This window comes from Citrobacter sp. U14242 (assembly GCF_046555775.1).
In the GTDB taxonomy this organism is placed as follows: domain Bacteria; phylum Pseudomonadota; class Gammaproteobacteria; order Enterobacterales; family Enterobacteriaceae; genus Citrobacter.
On record NZ_JBKGLW010000009.1, the window covers coordinates 22,451 to 40,242 of the forward strand.

Annotated in this window: 20 protein-coding genes; 3 read left to right on the forward strand and 17 right to left on the reverse strand. The window is 53.4% G+C overall.

The genetic code is table 11. From position 1 onward, the window contains the following. Window positions 1-8 precede the first annotated feature (8 nt). From fliP to fliF, 11 genes are all read right to left on the reverse strand, one after another. Window positions 9-746 (reverse strand): flagellar type III secretion system pore protein FliP, encoded by a 738-nt coding sequence (fliP, locus tag ACLJXE_RS15790; RefSeq protein WP_410751359.1) that lies wholly within the window; start codon window positions 744-746, stop codon window positions 9-11. Next, the gene (gene fliO, locus ACLJXE_RS15795) at window positions 746-1,120 is read right to left on the reverse strand and encodes a flagellar biosynthetic protein FliO (RefSeq protein ID WP_286629240.1); all 375 of its coding nucleotides are present in this window, start codon (window positions 1,118-1,120) and stop codon (window positions 746-748) included. The genes fliP and fliO overlap by 1 nt, the downstream gene beginning before the upstream one ends. A gap of 2 nt (window positions 1,121-1,122) precedes the next feature. Continuing rightward, a complete protein-coding gene (gene fliN / locus ACLJXE_RS15800) occupies window positions 1,123-1,536 on the reverse strand; it encodes a flagellar motor switch protein FliN (protein WP_005127761.1) in 414 nt (137 codons plus the stop codon). After that, window positions 1,533-2,537, reverse strand: coding sequence for a flagellar motor switch protein FliM (gene fliM / locus ACLJXE_RS15805; RefSeq protein ID WP_003030434.1), 1,005 nt, complete (start codon window positions 2,535-2,537; stop codon window positions 1,533-1,535). The genes fliN and fliM overlap by 4 nt, the downstream gene beginning before the upstream one ends. Before the next feature lie 4 nt (window positions 2,538-2,541). After that, entirely contained in the window at window positions 2,542-3,009 is a 468-nt protein-coding gene (gene fliL / locus ACLJXE_RS15810) for a flagellar basal body-associated protein FliL (RefSeq protein WP_048211308.1), read from the reverse strand. 104 nt (window positions 3,010-3,113) lie between these two features. After that, on the reverse strand, window positions 3,114-4,331 hold the full coding sequence (fliK, locus tag ACLJXE_RS15815) for a flagellar hook length control protein FliK (protein ID WP_410751360.1): 1,218 nt from the start codon (window positions 4,329-4,331) through the stop codon (window positions 3,114-3,116). After that, window positions 4,328-4,771, reverse strand: a complete 444-nt coding sequence (fliJ, locus tag ACLJXE_RS15820; RefSeq protein ID WP_005127756.1) for a flagellar export protein FliJ — start codon at window positions 4,769-4,771, stop codon at window positions 4,328-4,330. The genes fliK and fliJ overlap by 4 nt, the downstream gene beginning before the upstream one ends. Window positions 4,772-4,792: 21 nt before the next feature. Next, window positions 4,793-6,163, reverse strand: a complete 1,371-nt coding sequence (fliI, locus tag ACLJXE_RS15825) for a flagellar protein export ATPase FliI (protein ID WP_005127755.1) — start codon at window positions 6,161-6,163, stop codon at window positions 4,793-4,795. Then, window positions 6,163-6,870: a flagellar assembly protein FliH gene (fliH, locus tag ACLJXE_RS15830; RefSeq protein WP_286629243.1), complete on the reverse strand. Its 708-nt coding sequence runs from the start codon at window positions 6,868-6,870 to the stop codon at window positions 6,163-6,165. The genes fliI and fliH overlap by 1 nt, the downstream gene beginning before the upstream one ends. Continuing rightward, the gene (gene fliG / locus ACLJXE_RS15835) at window positions 6,863-7,858 is read right to left on the reverse strand and encodes a flagellar motor switch protein FliG (protein WP_410751361.1); all 996 of its coding nucleotides are present in this window, start codon (window positions 7,856-7,858) and stop codon (window positions 6,863-6,865) included. Before fliG ends, fliH begins: the two co-directional genes overlap by 8 nt. Next, entirely contained in the window at window positions 7,851-9,530 is a 1,680-nt protein-coding gene (gene fliF, locus ACLJXE_RS15840) for a flagellar basal-body MS-ring/collar protein FliF (protein WP_410751362.1), read from the reverse strand. The genes fliG and fliF overlap by 8 nt, the downstream gene beginning before the upstream one ends. Before the next feature lie 216 nt (window positions 9,531-9,746). On the opposite strand from fliF, the gene fliE reads away from it, so the two are divergent. Continuing rightward, entirely contained in the window at window positions 9,747-10,061 is a 315-nt protein-coding gene (fliE, locus tag ACLJXE_RS15845) for a flagellar hook-basal body complex protein FliE (protein WP_286629245.1), read from the forward strand. Between the two features lie 54 nt (window positions 10,062-10,115). Here fliE and yedF read toward each other — a convergent pair whose 3' ends face one another. Further along, a complete protein-coding gene (gene yedF / locus ACLJXE_RS15850) occupies window positions 10,116-10,349 on the reverse strand; it encodes a sulfurtransferase-like selenium metabolism protein YedF (RefSeq protein WP_000790504.1) in 234 nt (77 codons plus the stop codon). After that, on the reverse strand, window positions 10,346-11,572 hold the full coding sequence (gene yedE, locus ACLJXE_RS15855; RefSeq protein WP_286629324.1) for a selenium metabolism membrane protein YedE/FdhT: 1,227 nt from the start codon (window positions 11,570-11,572) through the stop codon (window positions 10,346-10,348). Before yedE ends, yedF begins: the two co-directional genes overlap by 4 nt. A gap of 164 nt (window positions 11,573-11,736) precedes the next feature. Here yedE and yedD point away from each other — a divergent pair, with 164 nt between their 5' ends. Next, window positions 11,737-12,150: a lipoprotein YedD gene (yedD, locus tag ACLJXE_RS15860; RefSeq protein ID WP_410751468.1), complete on the forward strand. Its 414-nt coding sequence runs from the start codon at window positions 11,737-11,739 to the stop codon at window positions 12,148-12,150. Window positions 12,151-12,190: 40 nt separating this feature from the next. On the opposite strand, the gene amyA is transcribed toward yedD, so the two are convergent. From amyA to fliD, 4 genes are all read right to left on the reverse strand, one after another. Beyond that, on the reverse strand, window positions 12,191-13,678 hold the full coding sequence (gene amyA, locus ACLJXE_RS15865) for an alpha-amylase (RefSeq protein ID WP_286629246.1): 1,488 nt from the start codon (window positions 13,676-13,678) through the stop codon (window positions 12,191-12,193). Between the two features lie 68 nt (window positions 13,679-13,746). Next, a complete protein-coding gene (gene fliT, locus ACLJXE_RS15870; protein ID WP_005127745.1) occupies window positions 13,747-14,118 on the reverse strand; it encodes a flagella biosynthesis regulatory protein FliT in 372 nt (123 codons plus the stop codon). Then, window positions 14,118-14,525, reverse strand: a complete 408-nt coding sequence (gene fliS, locus ACLJXE_RS15875) for a flagellar export chaperone FliS (RefSeq protein WP_005127744.1) — start codon at window positions 14,523-14,525, stop codon at window positions 14,118-14,120. The genes fliT and fliS overlap by 1 nt, the downstream gene beginning before the upstream one ends. Window positions 14,526-14,540: 15 nt before the next feature. Next, window positions 14,541-15,944 (reverse strand): flagellar filament capping protein FliD, encoded by a 1,404-nt coding sequence (fliD, locus tag ACLJXE_RS15880; RefSeq protein ID WP_286629247.1) that lies wholly within the window; start codon window positions 15,942-15,944, stop codon window positions 14,541-14,543. Between the two features lie 255 nt (window positions 15,945-16,199). Between fliD and ACLJXE_RS15885 the strand changes: the two genes are divergently transcribed. After that, on the forward strand, window positions 16,200-17,696 hold the full coding sequence (locus ACLJXE_RS15885; RefSeq protein ID WP_286629248.1) for a FliC/FljB family flagellin: 1,497 nt from the start codon (window positions 16,200-16,202) through the stop codon (window positions 17,694-17,696). Window positions 17,697-17,792: the final 96 nt, after the last annotated feature.

Genomic DNA, 17,792 nt, shown 5'->3' on the forward strand with positions numbered 1-17,792 from the left:
TCGCGCCTCTAACTGTAAAAGCTTTGTGCCAGCGAGCCGACAAGCAACTGCCAACCGTCAACCAGCACAAACAGCATGAGCTTGAATGGGAGTGCAATGGTAGCAGGGGGCACCATCATCATCCCGAGCGCCATCAGCACGCTGGCGATAACCAGATCGATTATCAGAAATGGAATGAAAATGGTAAAACCTATCTGGAATGCCGTTTTCAACTCACTGGTAACATAAGCTGGCAGCAAAATGCGCATCGGCACGGCTTCAGGCCCCTGTAACGGGCCGCTGTTTGCCAGGCGGGCGAACAGGGCCAGATCGGCTTCACGGGTCTGACGCAGCATAAACTCACGCAACGGCTGTGCGCCTTTCTCCATGGCTTCCTGCATGGAGATCTTCTCTTCGCTGAAGGGTTGATACGCATCAACGTAGATTTTGTCGATCACCGGCGACATGATGAAGAAAGTCAAAAACAGCGCCAGTCCAAGTAAAACCTGGTTCGGCGGTGCTGACGGTGTTCCCAGCGCATTACGTAACAGACCAAACACGATGATGATACGGGTGAAGCTGGTCATCATCAGCAAAATAGCAGGCAGGAACGTCAGCGAGGTGATAAATACCAGCGTTTGCACCGGTAACGACCAGCTTTGTCCGCCGCCGGGCAGCGGCTGGCTAACCAGGCCAGGCAGTTGGGCAACGGCAGCAGGGCTGAACAGCCACAAGCCGAGCAGCGTGAGGGATAACAAACGGCGCATCAGGATCTCCCAGGACGCTTCAGCAAACTCTTCATCATGGCCTGGAAATCCGCAGGGGAGGCCGCTTTTTCTTCTGCACTGGCAGGTGCCGGGGGAAGGGTATGCAGAACGTTGATCTGCGACGCTGTAACGCCCAACACCAGACGTGCGTCTTCGACCTCTACAATTACCACCCGCTCACGTGGGCCTAATGAGGTACTGGCTGAAACTTTCAGTCCACGCGTACTGACGCTTTTGGGAGCAAATCCCAGGCGCTTAATCAGCCAGGCGGCGCCCAGGATCAACACAATGATCCCCAGCAGCGCACCGCTGACCTGCACTAACGGTGAACCTGGTACAGTAGCAGGCTGAGAGACGGTGGCCTGGGTGTTCATCGTTAACGGCTCAGACGGCGCATACGTTCAGATGGGGTAATAATGTCGGTAATACGTACACCGTATTTATCTGCGACTACCACAACTTCACCCTGAGCAATCAAATAACCGTTGATCAGAATATCCAGCGGCTCGCCCGCCAGACCGTCCAGCGCGACGACCGAACCCTGCGTCAGGCGCAGCAGCTCTTTGATGGTCATGCGGGTGCGGCCCAATTCAACGGTCAGCTTGACCGGAATATCCATGATCAGGTCGATATCCTGCAGCGCACCGCTGACGTCGCCGCCACCTAACTGCTGGAATACCGCATCGGCCGCACTTTTGGTGGTCGTCGTTTTTTGCTCGTTTAACGCGTCAGCCCACAGATCGTCCAATGCACCAGTGTTCTCATCGGACGGATTATTCATGTCACTCATTTGGGCTGTTCCTCATTCAGCGAATTCAAAATCGGGTTTATCAAATGTTCTACGCGTAGCGCATACTGACCATTTACGGTGCCATATTGGCTGGTCAGCACAGGCACGCCGTCCACATGAGCAATAATGCGGTCGGGTTTTTCAATTGGCAGTACATCGCCGGGTTTCAGTTTCAAAATCTGGGACAGCCGCAACGGAATGTCAGCAAAGTTTGCTACCAGTTCCAGCTCAGAATGCTGAACCTGACGCACCAGATTATTGCGCCAGTTCTGATCTTCATTACGCGAGTTTTCCAGCGGTGGGTTTACCAGCAGTTCGCGTAAAGGCTCAATCATGCTGAATGGCAGACAGATGTTAAATTCACCCGTCAGGTTGCCGATTTCAACGTGGAACGGGGTGTTCACCACGATGTCGTTCGGGGAGGTGGTGATATTCGTAAACTTCACCTGCATCTCGGAACGGACATATTCCACTTCCAGCGGGTTGATCGCTTTCCACGCGTCGCTGTAGCTTTCCAGCGCCAGTTTCAGCATACGGTTGATCACGCGTTGTTCAGTGTGCGTAAATTCACGGCCTTCGACTTTCGTCGGGAAGCGGCCATCGCCGCCAAACAGGTTATCTACGGCGATAAACACCAGACTCGGTGAAAACACCACCAGACCCGTACCGCGCAGCGGCTTCAGGTGGATTAAGTTCAGGTTGGTCGGAACCGGTAAGTTACGCGCAAACTCGTGGTAGGGCTGGATACGGATCGCGCCCACGGTAATATCCGGGCTGCGGCGTAGCAGGTTAAATAACCCCATACGGAACTGGCGCGCAAAGCGTTCGTTAATGATCTCCAGCGCCTGCAAACGTTCACGAACGACGCGGCGCTGGGTGTTGGGATCGTAAGGACGAATATCGCTTTCTTTTGCGATACCGGAAATGGGTTCGTCTTTAGTTTCGCTATCGCCGTTAAGCAATGCGTCGATTTCAGCCTGAGAAAGAATACTGTCGCCCATGTCTTTACCGCAGAATAAAAGCTGTATAAAGAACGTCGGTGACAACCTGTTTCGGCTGCCCGACAACGAGCGGAGTCGCGAGCGTCTCTTTGATAGCGGCAATCAGCTGCTGTTTGCCTTCTTCTGTTGCGAGCGTGGCTGCGTTCTGGCGGGAGAACAATAACAGCAGACGGCTGCGCACTTCTGGCAGATATTCGTTCAGACGTGAACGTGTCGCCTCGTCTTTCATACGCAGTGTGATACCGATATACAGCACGCGATCCGCATCACCTAAATTGACGGTAAACGTATCCAGTGCAAAGAACACTGGGGCAGGCGGTGGAGCCGGTTCCGCTTTTACGCTGGCGGACGGCTGCTGCTGCATGCGCCAGTAGCTATAGCCCGCAGTAGCGAGGGCGGCGAGAGTAATTAACACCAGCAGAGGGATCCAAATAGCGCGTTTACTCTTTTTGTTAATCGCGGAGTCAGTCATCAGATACGGGCTTCCTGTTTCGGTACAGCTTATAGGCTGATTATCCCGTGTCCTGACCACGACAAAGCGTGGAAAAGACGCGGATAATCATGCTACCTCTGGCGTTAGGCGAAGATGTCTACTGCACCATCACCGCGAGCTGCGGCTTGCAGTGCAGCAGGTGTGGCCAGAACAGCATCATCTTCGGGCGCAAAAATATCTTGTCCATGCGCACGCCCAGCCTGTTGTTGCTGTGAAGACGACTGTTGCTGTCCAGCGAAGCTCTCGCTGCTGATACTGCTTTGCCCCAGTTGGATCCCGCTTTCAGCCAACTGCGTGCGCAGCATGGGTAATGCCGCTTCCAGCGCCGCGCGAACGTGGCTATGAGGCGAGACCATTTGCAGTTGCGCCATGTTGTCATCGAGCTTGAGGGAAATCTGCACTTGCCCCAGATCCTGCGGATGCAAGCGCAGTTCCGCACTTTGCTGGCCCTGTCGGGTGAACAGCGTGACGTGCTGACTCAGTGATTGCTGCCATTCATGGCTTCCCAGCGGGGCACTCAATACCGGTGCCGCGGCGATCGGTACCGGCTGCGCATGTGTCTGTGTGCCAGCCAGCGGAGCTATTGTTGCGCCAACGCTGGTTGGTGATGGTGAACTTTCAATCTCCGCCCGCGTGGCTGCCGCTGCCGTTAATGGGGTTAAACCCGCATTGTTGGTCTGATCCACGCCACTGGCATGCATCGCTGTATCTGCTTTACCTTTTTTCCCTTCACCGCTCAGTAATTCACTGGCGCTATCGGATGTCGTGCTGGGGGTATTACCCCGTAACAGCACCGACAGCGTCGCATCCGTCGGGGCTGGCGTTGCATCAACAGCCGGAGTGGTTATCTGTTGCCCCGGTAGCATAGCGAACAGCGCACTCAGGTTGGCGAGATCGTCATCGCTCAGACGGGCTATTTTTTCATCCTGCTGTGCGGTTTTGCCCAGTGTCGTCAGAGCATTAACCTTCAATGACGGCGTGAGTGCAGACAGCAACTGTTGTGCATCAGTCAGGTCGGCCAGCGATGCCTCGGTTTGGACCTCTTTTTGTGCCAGCAGATCGGCTAAGTTTACCGTCTGCGTGGTATCACCATTCTTTTGCAATACCCCTTTTTGCAGTTTGCTACCTGCGGCCTGTAAATCGGCCAGTGACAGCGGGGCGTCTTTACCCTGTGCATCGCCTGCACCTAGTGCACCTGCCAGCAGCGCTAAAAAATCTTCGGGGGAACCTACCGCTTTGCCAGACTGAAGACCTGCGGCTACGTCGGTGTCGGTAGTAATCAGTTGGGGTAAAGTAATCATTCGGGTTTCCTCATAGCTGCACGCTGAGCAAATTCATCCATTTTTTTCTGATCCAGGCGGTTTTCAGCCAGTAAAGCGGCTGTGGTTTGCCTGTCCTGCAGCGTCTGCCATGCCTGCAGTCGCTGCTTTTTATCGCGCCAACTGCTCAACGCCTGATCTACTTTCTGCGTCCATTGGTTGAGTTGTTGGCGATGTTGCTCAATCGCTTTTTCCAGCGTCTGAATAAATTGTTGATAGTTAATCCAGCGATTACTGGTAATACCCTGACCCATATCGCTATTAAGGTTGTTGCGATATTCATGCTGATAATCGATCAGCATCTTCAACTGCTCTTCCGCCTGCTGACATCCGCGGCGCATCTCGCCTAATAAGATTGCCGCATCATCGACTTCTTTTTCAGCCAGGTCTTTAAGTGTTGCCAGCGCACCATGTTGTGCCATGACCTATGCTCTCCTGCTTAATCACACACCAGGGAAAATCAGATCCAAAGCCTGCAGGGAGTCTTCCCAGTCGGCTCGTTCAAAGATGCCTTGCTGTAAAAATGCTTCCAGCTGTGGCCATAAGGCAATGGCTTTATCCAACATGGGATCGCTGCCTTTGGCGTAGGCTCCTACGCTGACCAGATCGCGGTTACGCTGGAAACTGGACAGTAGCTGCTTAAAATTGCGCACCCGCGCATAATGTTTCTCGCTGATTAATGCGGTCATTGCGCGGCTAATTGAGGCTTCAATATCAATGGCTGGATAGTGACCCGCTTCTGCCAGATGACGGGACAGGACAATATGGCCGTCGAGAATGGCACGGGCGGAGTCAGCAATAGGGTCCTGTTGGTCATCGCCTTCGGTCAGTACGGTATAAAATGCGGTTACGGAACCGCCGCCATGAATACCGTTTCCGGCCCGTTCAACCAGTGCGGGTAATTTAGCAAACACCGACGGCGGATAGCCTTTCGTTGCCGGAGGTTCGCCGATCGCCAGGGCAATTTCACGCTGCGCCATCGCATAACGGGTGAGGGAATCCATAATCAGCAGCACGTGCTGACCGCGGTCGCGAAAATCTTCGGCGATGCGAGTGGCGTAGGCTGCTCCCTGCATACGCAACAGTGGGGAAACGTCCGCCGGGGCGGCAATCACCACCGATCGCGCACGTCCCTCGGCGCCAAGAATATTTTCAATAAAATCTTTAACTTCGCGTCCACGCTCGCCAATCAGACCAACCACAATGACGTCAGCCTGGGTATAGCGTGCCATCATGCCGAGCAGGACGCTTTTACCCACACCGGAACCGGCGAAAAGCCCCATTCGCTGACCGCGACCGACGGTTAACAGCGCATTGATGGGACGCACGCCGGTATCCAGCACGTGCTCAATCGGGGTACGTTGTAGAGGGTTAAACGGCGGGGTGATTAGCGCCCCTGTTTCCGTGGTGTCGGGTGCAGGCAGCCCATCAAGCGGCTTCCCGCTGCCATCGAGAACACGCCCCAGCAGGGCAGGGCCCAGCGGTAATTGTTTCCCGCTTTGCAGCCCTTCGCCGGCGATGTTTTTCGCGTAAACGCGCGCACCCGGCAGAACGCCTTCGACCTCTTCGAGCGGCATCAGAAACAGGCGTTGACCATTAAAGCCAACCACTTCGCTTTCGACTTCCTGGGTTTCGTTGCCATCCTGACGCTCAATAACGCAGGTGGCGCCCAGCGGTAACTGCAGACCCGTGGCTTCCAGTACCAGCCCGGTGGCGCGGGTCAGACGCCCGTAACGACGCACCGCAGGCAGCAGCGACATTTTCTCTTCGAAGTTGTCCAGCGTGTTGAGCCAGCGAGTCAGGCGAGTGGTCATTACACGACTCCCGGCGCTGCCAGACGGCAGAGCTCTTGCCAGCGGGTTGCAACACTGGCGTCCAGATCGCCTTCGTCAGCAGAGACTTTACAACCACCATGATGCAGCGTTGGATCGCCGCGCAGCCGCCAGCCGTGCAGGCTGAGGGTCGCCCCCAGCATCTCTTCCACCCGCTGCAGATCGTCCGGATGGACGCGCAACTGCGGTTTACCGCTAAACAGCGGCTCCTGTTGCAACAGCTGTTGGATTTGCTTAATGAGTGCGGCATTATCCACAATGGGTGTCTGGCCGATAACCTGGCGCGCCGCTTCCAGTGCCATTTGCATCAGGCGCGATGCAATGACGCTGTCCAGGGCATCCAGTGTATTCTGAAACTCGCTGACCAGTTGCTGCATGCGGGCATGAATCGGCGCATGTTGGGCGCGAGCCTGGTTCTGACCTTGCTCCAACCCCTGGGCCAGTCCGTCCTGATAACCTTGTTCGTGTCCTTTTTGCCGACCTTCAGCCAGGCCGGCGTTATATCCTTGCTCATGGGCCTGGAGCTGCATTTGCGCCAACTGCTGCTCAAGCTGTTGTTCAGCAGATAGCTGTGGCACTTCTGTCTCGTCGGACGGCTGATCGTCGGTATGATCGGCCAGTACGAACTCCGCCATTGGCGGGGCGAGGTCGTCAGGCGTCCAGACTCTCCATGGCAGATCGTTAGACATAGGTATCCTCGCCGCTGCCGATCACCATCTCGCCGGTTTCGGCCAGACGACGTACGATAAGCAGAATCGCTTTCTGTTCGTTTTCCACCTGCGACAAACGCACCGGACCGCGGTTGGCAAGATCGTCGCGCAGGATATCGGCGGCACGCTGCGACATGTTGCGCAGGAACTTCTCGCGCAATGGTTGCTCGGCACCTTTCAGGGCTATCAGCAGCGATTCGGAATCCACTTCCTGCAACAGACGCTGGATGCTGCGATCGTCGACATCCACCAGATTTTCGAACAGGAACATCTCGTCGATAATTTTCTGCGCCAGCTCGCCGTCGAATTCGCGCACCGCGGTAATAACCGCTTCTTCCTGCTGCGTCTTCATCAGGTTGATAATTTCTGCTGCTGTTCTCACGCCGCCCATTTTGCTGCGCTTGAGGTTCTGGCCATCGAGCAATCCGTTCAGCACTTCGGTCAGTTCTGCCAGCGCGGCAGGCTGTACGCCGCCGAAAGTAGCGATACGCAGCATGACATCGTGGCGTAAACGCTCGTCGAACAACGCCAGAATATCGGCGGCCTGGCTGCGTTTGAGGTGAACCAGAATGGTGGCGATAATCTGTGGGTGCTCGTCGCGAATAAGATCGGCGGCGCTCTGTGGCTCCATAAAGTTGAGCGTTTCAATGCCGCTGGTGGTGTCTCGAGTTTCCAGAATGTCTTCCAGCAGGCTGGAGGCACGTTCTTCGCCCAACGCTTTTACCAGCACGGAGCGCAGGTATTCGTTGGCGTTGATGTTCAGTGCGGCAAACTGCTCGGCTTCTTGTTCAAATTCGGCCAGAACCTCCGTCAACTGCTTGTTGGAAATCTGACGCACGTTGGCCATTGCCGTACTGAGGGCCTGCACTTCGCGCGTGGAAAGGTGCTTAAAGACCTCCGCCGCGCGATCTTCGCCAATGGTCATCAATAAGATGACGCTTTTATCGGTGCCGCTAAGATTACTCATGTTCGTTATTTATCCACTGGCGAATGACCAGCGCCACGACGCGCGGATCGTTATCTGACATTTCACGGATACGCTGGCTCATGACTTCAGCACCCAGACGCTGGTTGTTACGGCGCTGCTGGGTCTGCTCGTCTTTGCTGAGGCGAACTTCAACCGCTTCTTCCGTTTCCAGGCGAATGCGGGTTTGTTCTTGTGCGGCTTTGACCTCTTCGCTGCGACGCATCAACTGCGGACGAACCGCTTTACGCCACAGGATCCAGGCCACCAGCAGAACCAGTAACCAACGACCGGCTACCATCAGCTGTTCAATAAAGGACTGCTGTTGCCAGAACGGAAGCTCTCCACCCGTGTCATCACTTGCGGTGAAGGGTGAGTTCACGACATTCAGGGTATCGCCGCGTTTTTCAGAGAAGCCCATGGCCTCGCGGGTCAGGTCCTCAATTTGTTTCATTTGGTCAGCGGTTAATGGCAGCGGTTTGCCATCCGGTAACGTTTTATAGTTGACCACTACCGCCACCGACAGGCGCTGTACATCACCCACATTCATCTTGGTGTGACGAATGGTACGGTCAACTTCATAGTTGCTGGTTTCATTACGCTGCGTGCTGCGCGGGCCAGCATTGGCGTTATTCGCCGTTTGCGCGGTTTGCGCATTCTGCGCATTTTGCTGATTTGCCGGTGGCGTATTAATCGGGGCCGTATTCGCCGGTGCGGGCTGGTTAGACAGTGCGCCCGGTACGCCGCCAGGCGCTCCGCTTCCTATCTGCTCGCTGACATTAAGCTGGCGTGAACGCAGTACCGCCTGTGAATCGTCGCCGTTTGGGCTGTACTTCTCTTCGGTTTGTTCTTTGTTGGCGAAATCCAGCTGTGCGGTAACCTGCGCATGTACGTTGCCATTACCGACAATTGGCGACAGGATTGATTCAATACGACGCTGAACGCGACCTTCAACATCGCTGGCATATTTCAGTTGTGCATCGTTCAGGTCGCGGCTGCTGGTGTTCGACTGGGTTAACAGATGTCCGGCCTGATCGACCAGCGTTACGTTGCCCGGCGGCAAGCCTGCGACAGCGCTGGAGACCAGATGCGTTACTGCGCTAATCTGACCTTCGTCCAGTGCTCGACCCGGCTCCAGGTTTACCGTGACGGAGGCAGAAGGGGCCTTTTGTTCACGGACGAACAGTGACGGCTTGGGCATCGCAAGATGGACACGGGCGCGTTTTACCGGTCCCAGTGTTTCAACGGTACGGGCTAATTCGCCTTCCAGAGCTCGCTGGTAATTGACCTGCTCGCTAAACTGGCTGATACCAAACTTTTCCTGGTCCAGTAACTCAAAGCCCACCGCGCCACCTTTCGGCAGCCCTTGCTGTGCCAGACGTAAACGCAGTTCGTGAACCTTATCAGCAGGGACTTCAATGGCGCCGCTTCCCTCCGTGAAACGATAAGGGACGTTCATCTGCGTCAGTTGCGTGACAATAGCGCCACCGTCCTGATCGGATAGGTTGCTGAACAGTGTGCGGTAGTCAGGTGTTTTGGCCCACAGGACCATCGCAACGATGATGGCGACGGCAGCGGCACCCGCCACAATCAGAGGGATTTTGGGATTCGCGCGCAGGCGATTTAACCACTCGAGAGGTTTTAGTTGGGTTGCAGTCGATGCTGTCGCACTCATCTCGCACCTCGTGGCTTATCGTGGACGGCGTTTTTTGCAAAGTGGAACAAGACTCACTCCCGGGTCAGCAAACTCGAAAAATTGACGGTCTCATTATTTGCGGTTTCGAATTTTTCTATGCGTTAAAAACCGAGGTTTTTTATCGTTATTTAGCGCCTTTATCTTATTGACGAACTGGTAATCTCTGCTACGTAAAAAATCATCCAGGGGATCAGAATGTCGGCAATACAGGGGATTGAAGGGGTTATCAGCCAGCTACAGGCCACGGCAATGTCAGCCAAAATGCAGGATTTGCAGCCACAATCGACCGTAAGCTTTGCCGGTCAGCTGCATGCGGCATTGGACAGAATCAGCGATGTGCAAACCGCCTCTCGCGTTCAGGCTGAAAAATTCACCCTGGGTGAACCAGGCATTGCGCTGAATGACGTGATGACCGATATGCAGAAAGCGTCGGTTTCGATGCAGATGGGCATTCAGGTGCGTAACAAACTGGTATCAGCCTACCAGGAAGTGATGTCGATGCAGGTGTAGGTATACCGTGCAAAGAATGTTTGCCGGATAAGCGCAGCGCTATCCGGCCTACACTTATTTTTGAATCAGATAACGAATAGTTGGCCCATCCTGCTGAATATCCAGCACCGTATACCCATGGTTACGCGCATCCAGCGGAATATTGTTGATCGACTGCGGGCAATCGCTGACCACTTCCAGAATTTCACCTTTCTTCAGCTGCGGCATCGCCTCCAGCGTGGCGACCGCCGGGTAGGGACACGGTTCACCCACCATGTCGAGACGGTAATCAGGGACGATATTTTTCATGCGGATTCCTTAGCAGACGTCAGCCCGGCACGGCGAAAGAAACGCTTTTCCCAACCGATGATGAGCATCAATGCGATAAACAACAGCAGATAAGTCACCAACAGCCCGCCGAGCGGCCCAAAGGTGTCGAGCAGATTCACTTTATCCCAGCGGGTGGCAAGGGCAGGGGCAAAGTCATCCCAGTAGTAAGCCAGAAGGGTCGAGCCGATAACGTTACCCAGCCCCACCCACCAGTAGTGCACCTGGCCCTCAACCGCGCGGTACATCCAGCCGGTCTCACACCCACCCGCCAGCACGATACCGAAACCAAACAGTAAGCCGCCGATCACCGCATTGGGACCGGCCCACATAATCTTCGGCTCAACGCCCAGTTGCACATAGCTAAAGATGCCAATGGCGCTCACCGCCATGCCGAAGATAATGGCTTTTGCCATATGGGTACGCCCGGAAATCCACAGATCGCGGAAGGCCGAGGTAAAGCAGATTTGCGCCCGTTCAATCAGCAGGCCGAACCCAACGCCAAACAACATGGCCAGACCCAGCTTCGGCTTGTCCATTGCGGTCAGTAGCGCCCAGCCGATCATGCCGATAAAGACCAGCATACCGAGGCGGAAACGACGACGTGCTTGTTCCGGTTTTTGCGTCAGAGGGGAGGCGGCGGAAACTTTCTGCATTTTGACCGGAATACGAAACATCGGTAGCAGAGTAAAGCGCGCGCCAAACCATGAGCCCATTGCCGTCGCCAGCGCGAAGAACCATGCATGCAGCGAGAACTGTGGAATACCGGTAAAAAACGCGGCAAGGTTACAGCCCATTGCCAGGCGGGCACCGAACCCGGCGATCATCCCGCCGACTACCGCCTGCAGAATGCGGATCCGACTGCGCGGCATGCGTAATTTGACGTTGTTGGCCCACAGTGCGGCAGCGAAACAGCCGCCGAACATACCGAGGATCATCATCCCGTCGATACGCGTCAGGGGCGAGCCTTCGAGGTGGATCAGTTTATAGTATCCCCACTCTTCGGCGTGCACGCCAAACAGTTGCAGGATTTGCCCACCCCAGCGGGTAAATTCGCCGGTAACGGCCCAGAAGGTTCCCGTAATGCCGAAATAATAAGTGGAGAGAATACCCGCTGCGATAACCGCAGGGGCAGGGGCCCAAAATTTAATTAACCAGGCCTGTTTGAAGTGTTGCCATGACATGCGTTTTGCCTCTGAACTCAGAAGGTATGTAACAAGAAGCGTGGATATTACACCGATCAGAATTTTTGACTATGAGTAATAAGAGGTAACACCGCCTGGATCAATCTTTCTCCAGGCTGCCGAAAGGCTGGCGACATCAAGGCTTTAATGCCACAATCCCCTTTTCTTCGCATGCAGGATGAATGATGAAAAAATTAGCAATCGTTGGTGCATTGTTGGTGCTTGCCGGCTGCGCCGAGGTACAAAATTATAATGATGTGGTGAAAACACCAGCCCCTGCCGGTCTGGCAGGATACTGGCAGTCTAAAGGTCCGCAGCGCGCGCTGGTGAGCCCGGAAGCGATCGCCAGTCTGATTGTCACGAAAGAGGGGGATACGTTGGATTGCCGGCAGTGGCAGCGAGTGATTGCCGTCCCCGGAAAATTGACCATGCTCTCCGGTGATCTCACCAACGTGACGGTGAAACGCGAACTGTATGAAATTGATCGCGATGGCAATACGCTGGATTATGACGGTATGACGCTGCAACGGGTAGATCACCCGACGCTGGAGTGTGCCGAGGCGTTAAAGAAAACGCCGTTAGCCACACCACTGCCATAAGCGTTGCGCCCCGGTAGCCTGTCGCCACCGGGGTTAAGTGCTACAACACGTCTTCAATCACCCACACACTGACGCTGCCGCCATCGCAAAAAAACGTCGCCACGCCGTTTTCATCGGTCACTACACTTTCTTCGCGATTCCCCAGATAATCACGCCAGGTTTTATTGCCGTAATTTGCGCCAAGCGCGATGCTCTTTTCACCGTCATCACCATTGGACAGCACGACGACGCACCCGGGGTCATCATCCGTACCACTGCGACTAAAGGCGATACAGTTTGGATGATCAAAATAGAGTGTCTGTACGCCGTGGGCGAAGCGTTGGCGGGCCAGGATCAATTCATCAAGTTGTTCGATAATCGGCATGTCGATGGTGTAGGTTTCGCCATCACCGCCAGTATCTTCATAGTGTGCACCGTAGAGATCGGGGTAGAACACCGACGGCACGCCGTTTTCGCGCAGCAGGATCAGCGCGTAGGCCAGCGGTTTAAACCACGCCTCGACCGGGGCTTCCAGCGCCTGTAACGGCTGGGTGTCATGGTTCGCAACCAGCGTCACCGCATGAAAGGGATCGGCCTCCACCAGCGTATCGGTGAAAATCTGGCTCATGTCGTAATCACGTCCCTGGCGGGACGCTTCGTGAAACTTCATTTGCAAAGGGGCATCAAACAGCATGGTTTTCCCCTCGACCTGGTTAATATAGGTTTGCAGTTTATCGACCTCATGGGACCAGTATTCCGCCACGATAAACAGCGGCCTGGGCGCAACTTCCTGGACGTGCTCGATCCACTCTTTATAGAACCACGCCGGGATGTGTTTGACGGCATCCAGGCGAAAACCATCGCAATGGGTTTGGTCCATCACCCAGCGCGCCCAGTATTTGAGCTCTTCGGTCACGGCATGATTGCGAAAATCGATATTTTCGCCCATCAGGTAGTCAAAGTTGCCCAGTTCGTCATCGACCTGATCGTTCCAGCCTTCGCCGGTATAATCATTAACGATTTTAAAAATACCGTCCTCGGTGGGATTTTCAATATGATCGATGCCGCTGAAGCATTTGTAGTCCCAAATGAATTGAGAGTACTGACCCGCACGGGCAGGGAAGGTGTAGCGGGTCCAGGCCTCGCATTCGACGATCTGATCGTCAATCTGCGTGCGGTCATCGGCGTTTACGCGCTGAACCTGAATGTGCTCTTTCTCATCCGCGCCCATTTTATGGTTGACCACCACATCCAGCAGTACCGCGATATCGTTGTGCTTTAACGCGTCGATTGCCGCCAGTAACTGATTTTTATCGCCGTATTTGGTGGCAAGAGTGCCTTTCTGGTCGAATTCGCCTAAATCAAACAGATCGTAGGTGTCATAGCCAACGGAGTATCCGCCGGACGCACCTTTATAAGCGGGAGGTAGCCATACCATATTGATGCCGATATCGTTAAGTCCGTCCGCGCGCGCGGCGAGTTCCGACCAGAGCTGGCCGCCATCAGGGTAATACCAGTGGAAGTACTGCAATAAGGTGGGATTTTTCATCTTCCGTGCTCCAGAAGTCGTTTGGCCGACCTCTGGAGTATGGAAGATTATTCAGACGTAACGGGAAATTATTGTGGGGCAGTCGGGGCATCCGGAACCAGCAACATACCGGAAAGCCGGCCGTAGGCGTTATTTAGCGTCTTCTGGCGGGTTGACTGACCGATCAGCGTGCTGAGTTCATCCAGACGCTGCTGCAGTAATGCTTTGAGCAACTGTTCGTTATCCAGCGTCTGTTTAATATACCCGGCAATCAAATCCTGAACGCTTCGCGTAATGCCTGATGGAGTTTGTTCTTCCATGACCACTTCAATACTTTGCAGATAGGTAACTTCCTGTTCCAGTAAAAGGTCCCATTCACCTCGCTGTGCCAGTTCCAGCAGCGAGTGACTGAGCAGCGCAATGCGCTGCCAACGGTTGATAAACTCCACGGCTGAGGTCATTAACGGGACTCCTGGGACGACGCGTTTGGTGAAATCTGTTTCCAGGCATCCGCGATGTTTCCGAGTAACCCTTCGACTTCTTCAATCGCCTGACAATCATTATTCAAATTTGCGTGCAATAAACGGCGAACCATATAGTCGTACAGCGAAGAAAGATGGGTGGCGATCTCTCCTCCTTTTTCGTGGTCCAGGCCCGCCTTCAGACCATTATCGATGATATTGATTGCCTTGCTTAATGCTTCACCTTTGGCAACGATATCGCCTTGCTGCATAAACAGACGAGCGCGCACCAGGGCGCTATGGGCGCCATCAAACAACATTTCGATCAACTGATGCGGGTTGGCGCTCATCACGGCGCTTTCCACGCTGACCTGTGCATAGGCTTTGGTACCGCTCGCGGTATACATGCTTACCTCGTGTTATCAGGAATTATTCATCGCTGAAAATTGTTGGCCCAGATAGGTACTGGTGCTGTTCAGCTTACTCATCATGGAATCGAGTTGGGTAAACTGTGCTTTATAGCGAGCCACGACTTCATCAATGCTATTACTCACGGTCAGATACTGCTTAGTCAGCAGTTTCAGATTGGCGTTAATATTGTCTTGCGCATTGTCGATAATACCGTCATCGGCCAGATAGCTTTTTACTTCGGTGGCAATCTTAGTGGTAATACCGGTTTCTTTGCCGTCTCCAACCAGCAGTTCACGGGTAGCTGCTGTGTTATCTTTCAGTGCCTTAGCCAGTTTTTCTTCATCAATTTTTAACTTGCCAGTGCCGCCATCCTGAGTAATGCCAATCTCAGACATGGTTTTAAACGGAGACTCGCTGCCGCTGTTAGCAAATGGCGCACGAATACCGTTTTGAATGGTACGCAGAACGCTGTCGCCCAGTAACGCGCCGTTATCTGCACTGGCCGCTTCACCCGGTTCAACTTCTTTATATTTAGTCAGCGTACCAAAGGTATCGACCAGTGAGTTATAGGCTTCCACCCAGGCTTTGATTGCCGTTGTGGCCTTTTCATCACTTTTTGTTACCGTGATAGAGGCATCTTTTACTTCTTTGGTCAGCTGGAGCGTGATGCCCTGCGGTGCGTCGGTTACGGTATTGCTTTGACGTTCAATATCAATGCCATTGACGGTCAGTTGCGCATTTTGCGCACCGACCAGTTGCTTCATTTTCCCGCTGCCCGCTTTGCTGTCATAGGACAGTAAATCACTCAGTTTAGAATCATTCGATACTGAGATGGTCATTTCGCTTTCAGTGCCGCTTTCCGCGGTTAACACTAGCTGGTAATCGTCTTCCTTAACCTTCACCAGGCTGGCCGAAATACCGCTGTCCGCATCGTTAATGGCATCACGAATATCCTCCAGAGAGGTTTCGCCTTTGCCTAACTTGATTTCCAGAGGTTCTTTACGGCCCGGTTGTGAAATCGTTATGGTGCGTTCATCAACACTGGTATCGCCCAACTGCTCTTTGGTCGAGGTAATTTTCGCCGTAGTCGATAATGACTGTGCTTGTGCCAGTTGGGTCACGCTGACGGTATATTTACCGGGCGCAGCGCCTGCGGTGGTGCTGACTTTTAAATCTTCTGTGCTGCTGGTGGCCGTGGTGCTTTTAAACAGGTCGGCATTGTTCAGTGCGGTATTCGCCGTTTGAAATTTTTCTAATGCACTTTTCAGCGTACCGTACGCGGTCAGACGCGAGGTGTTAGCGCTCTGCTGCTGGGTAATCGGCGTTAAACGCTTTTTCTCAGCCGTGGTTAAGTTTGTCAGCAATGTATCCAGCGGTAAGTTCGAACCAACGCCCAGTGATGTAAATGAAGGCATGCCTAATTCCTTGTGATTGCAAACAGTAGTTAACCGCTTTATCGGCAATCTGCGCGCAAAGTTTAATAATAGTTTTGCAAAAATAATGCGCGGAATAGTGGTGCATATAGCGGGTATTTCCGGGGCTAAGAAAAAAATGGGCGGAAAGTAAAAATTTTCTAAAGTTCGAATTTAAGGTGCCGATACATGGGTTACGGTCAGAAACCGTGGGCAACAGCCCAATAACATCAAGTTGTAATTGATAAGGAAAAGATCATGGCACAAGTCATCAATACAAACAGCCTGTCGCTGTTGACCCAGAACAACCTGAACAAATCTCAGTCTTCTCTGAGCTCCGCTATCGAGCGTCTGTCTTCCGGTCTGCGTATCAACAGCGCGAAAGACGATGCTGCTGGTCAGGCGATTGCTAACCGCTTCACCTCTAACATCAAAGGTCTGACTCAGGCGTCCCGTAACGCTAACGATGGTATCTCCATCGCACAGACCACTGAAGGTTCTCTGTCTGAAATCAACAACAACCTGCAGCGTGTTCGTGAGCTGGCGGTTCAGTCTTCTACGGGTACCAACTCACAGTCTGACCTCGACTCCATCCAGGCTGAAATCACTCAGCGTCTGAACGAAATCGACCGCGTATCCGGTCAGACTCAGTTCAACGGCGTGAAAGTGCTGGCGAAAGACAACACCCTGACCATCCAGGTCGGTGCTAACGATGGCGAAACCATCGATATCAACCTGAAAGAAATCAACTCCAAAACTCTGGGTCTGGATAGCCTGAGCGTGCAGGATGGTTATAAGACTAGCGCTACAGTTGTAGGTGCAGCGACCTATAAAGACGATGTCGCTCTTACTGGACCTGCCCAAGGGTTAATTGATACTGCAGTTGGGGGAACTGCTGGTAAAGGTAAGGCGACAATTGAGTTTAAAGATGGTCAGCATTATATAAGCGTCACTGGTTCGGATGAAACGGACCCAACTAAAGGTGACGGCATGTACGCGGCGGTAATCGATGGATCAGGTGCAGTAACCTTTGGTGCTAAAGATGCAACAGGCATTACCAAAGCAGAAACTACAACCGTTACCAAAAAGCAGGTGGTCGATTCCCCGGCAGCTAAACCAGATACAACAGATGCAGCAAAAGCGCTGGCTGATGCAGGTGTTACTGGTGCAACTGATACCAATACCACTTTGGTGAAAATGTCTTTTGAAGACAAAAACGGTAAAGTGATTGATGGTGGCTATGCCTTGGAAAACAACGGCAAATACTATGCTGCTGATTATAAAGATGGCAAAATCACTGCTAAAACTGTTGCATACACTGACGATAAAGGTGTTAGCAAAGAAGCTGCTGTTCAGTTTGGTGGCGTGAACGGTAAAACTGAAATTGCCACCGTAGGTGGAAAACAGTATCTGGCATCCAGCGTAAAAGATCACAACTTTAAATCAGGTACAGCGCTGAACGAAATTGCTACTGCGAAAACCGACAGCCCGCTGGCGAAAATCGACGCGGCGCTGGCGAAAGTCGCTGACCTGCGTTCCGACCTGGGTGCGGTACAGAACCGTTTCAACTCTACCATCACTAACCTGGGTAACACCGTAAACAACCTGTCTGAAGCCCGTAGCCGTATTGAAGATGCTGACTACGCGACCGAAGTGTCCAACATGTCTCGTGCAAACATTCTGCAGCAGGCGGGTACTTCTGTTCTGGCGCAGGCAAACCAGACCACGCAGAACGTCCTGTCTCTGCTGCGTTAATTTACACTTATCGCGCAAACCCCGCTCCGGCGGGGTTTTTTACATTCCGCTTTACCCGTAACCCCCAAATAACCCCCCATTTCACCCACTATTCAC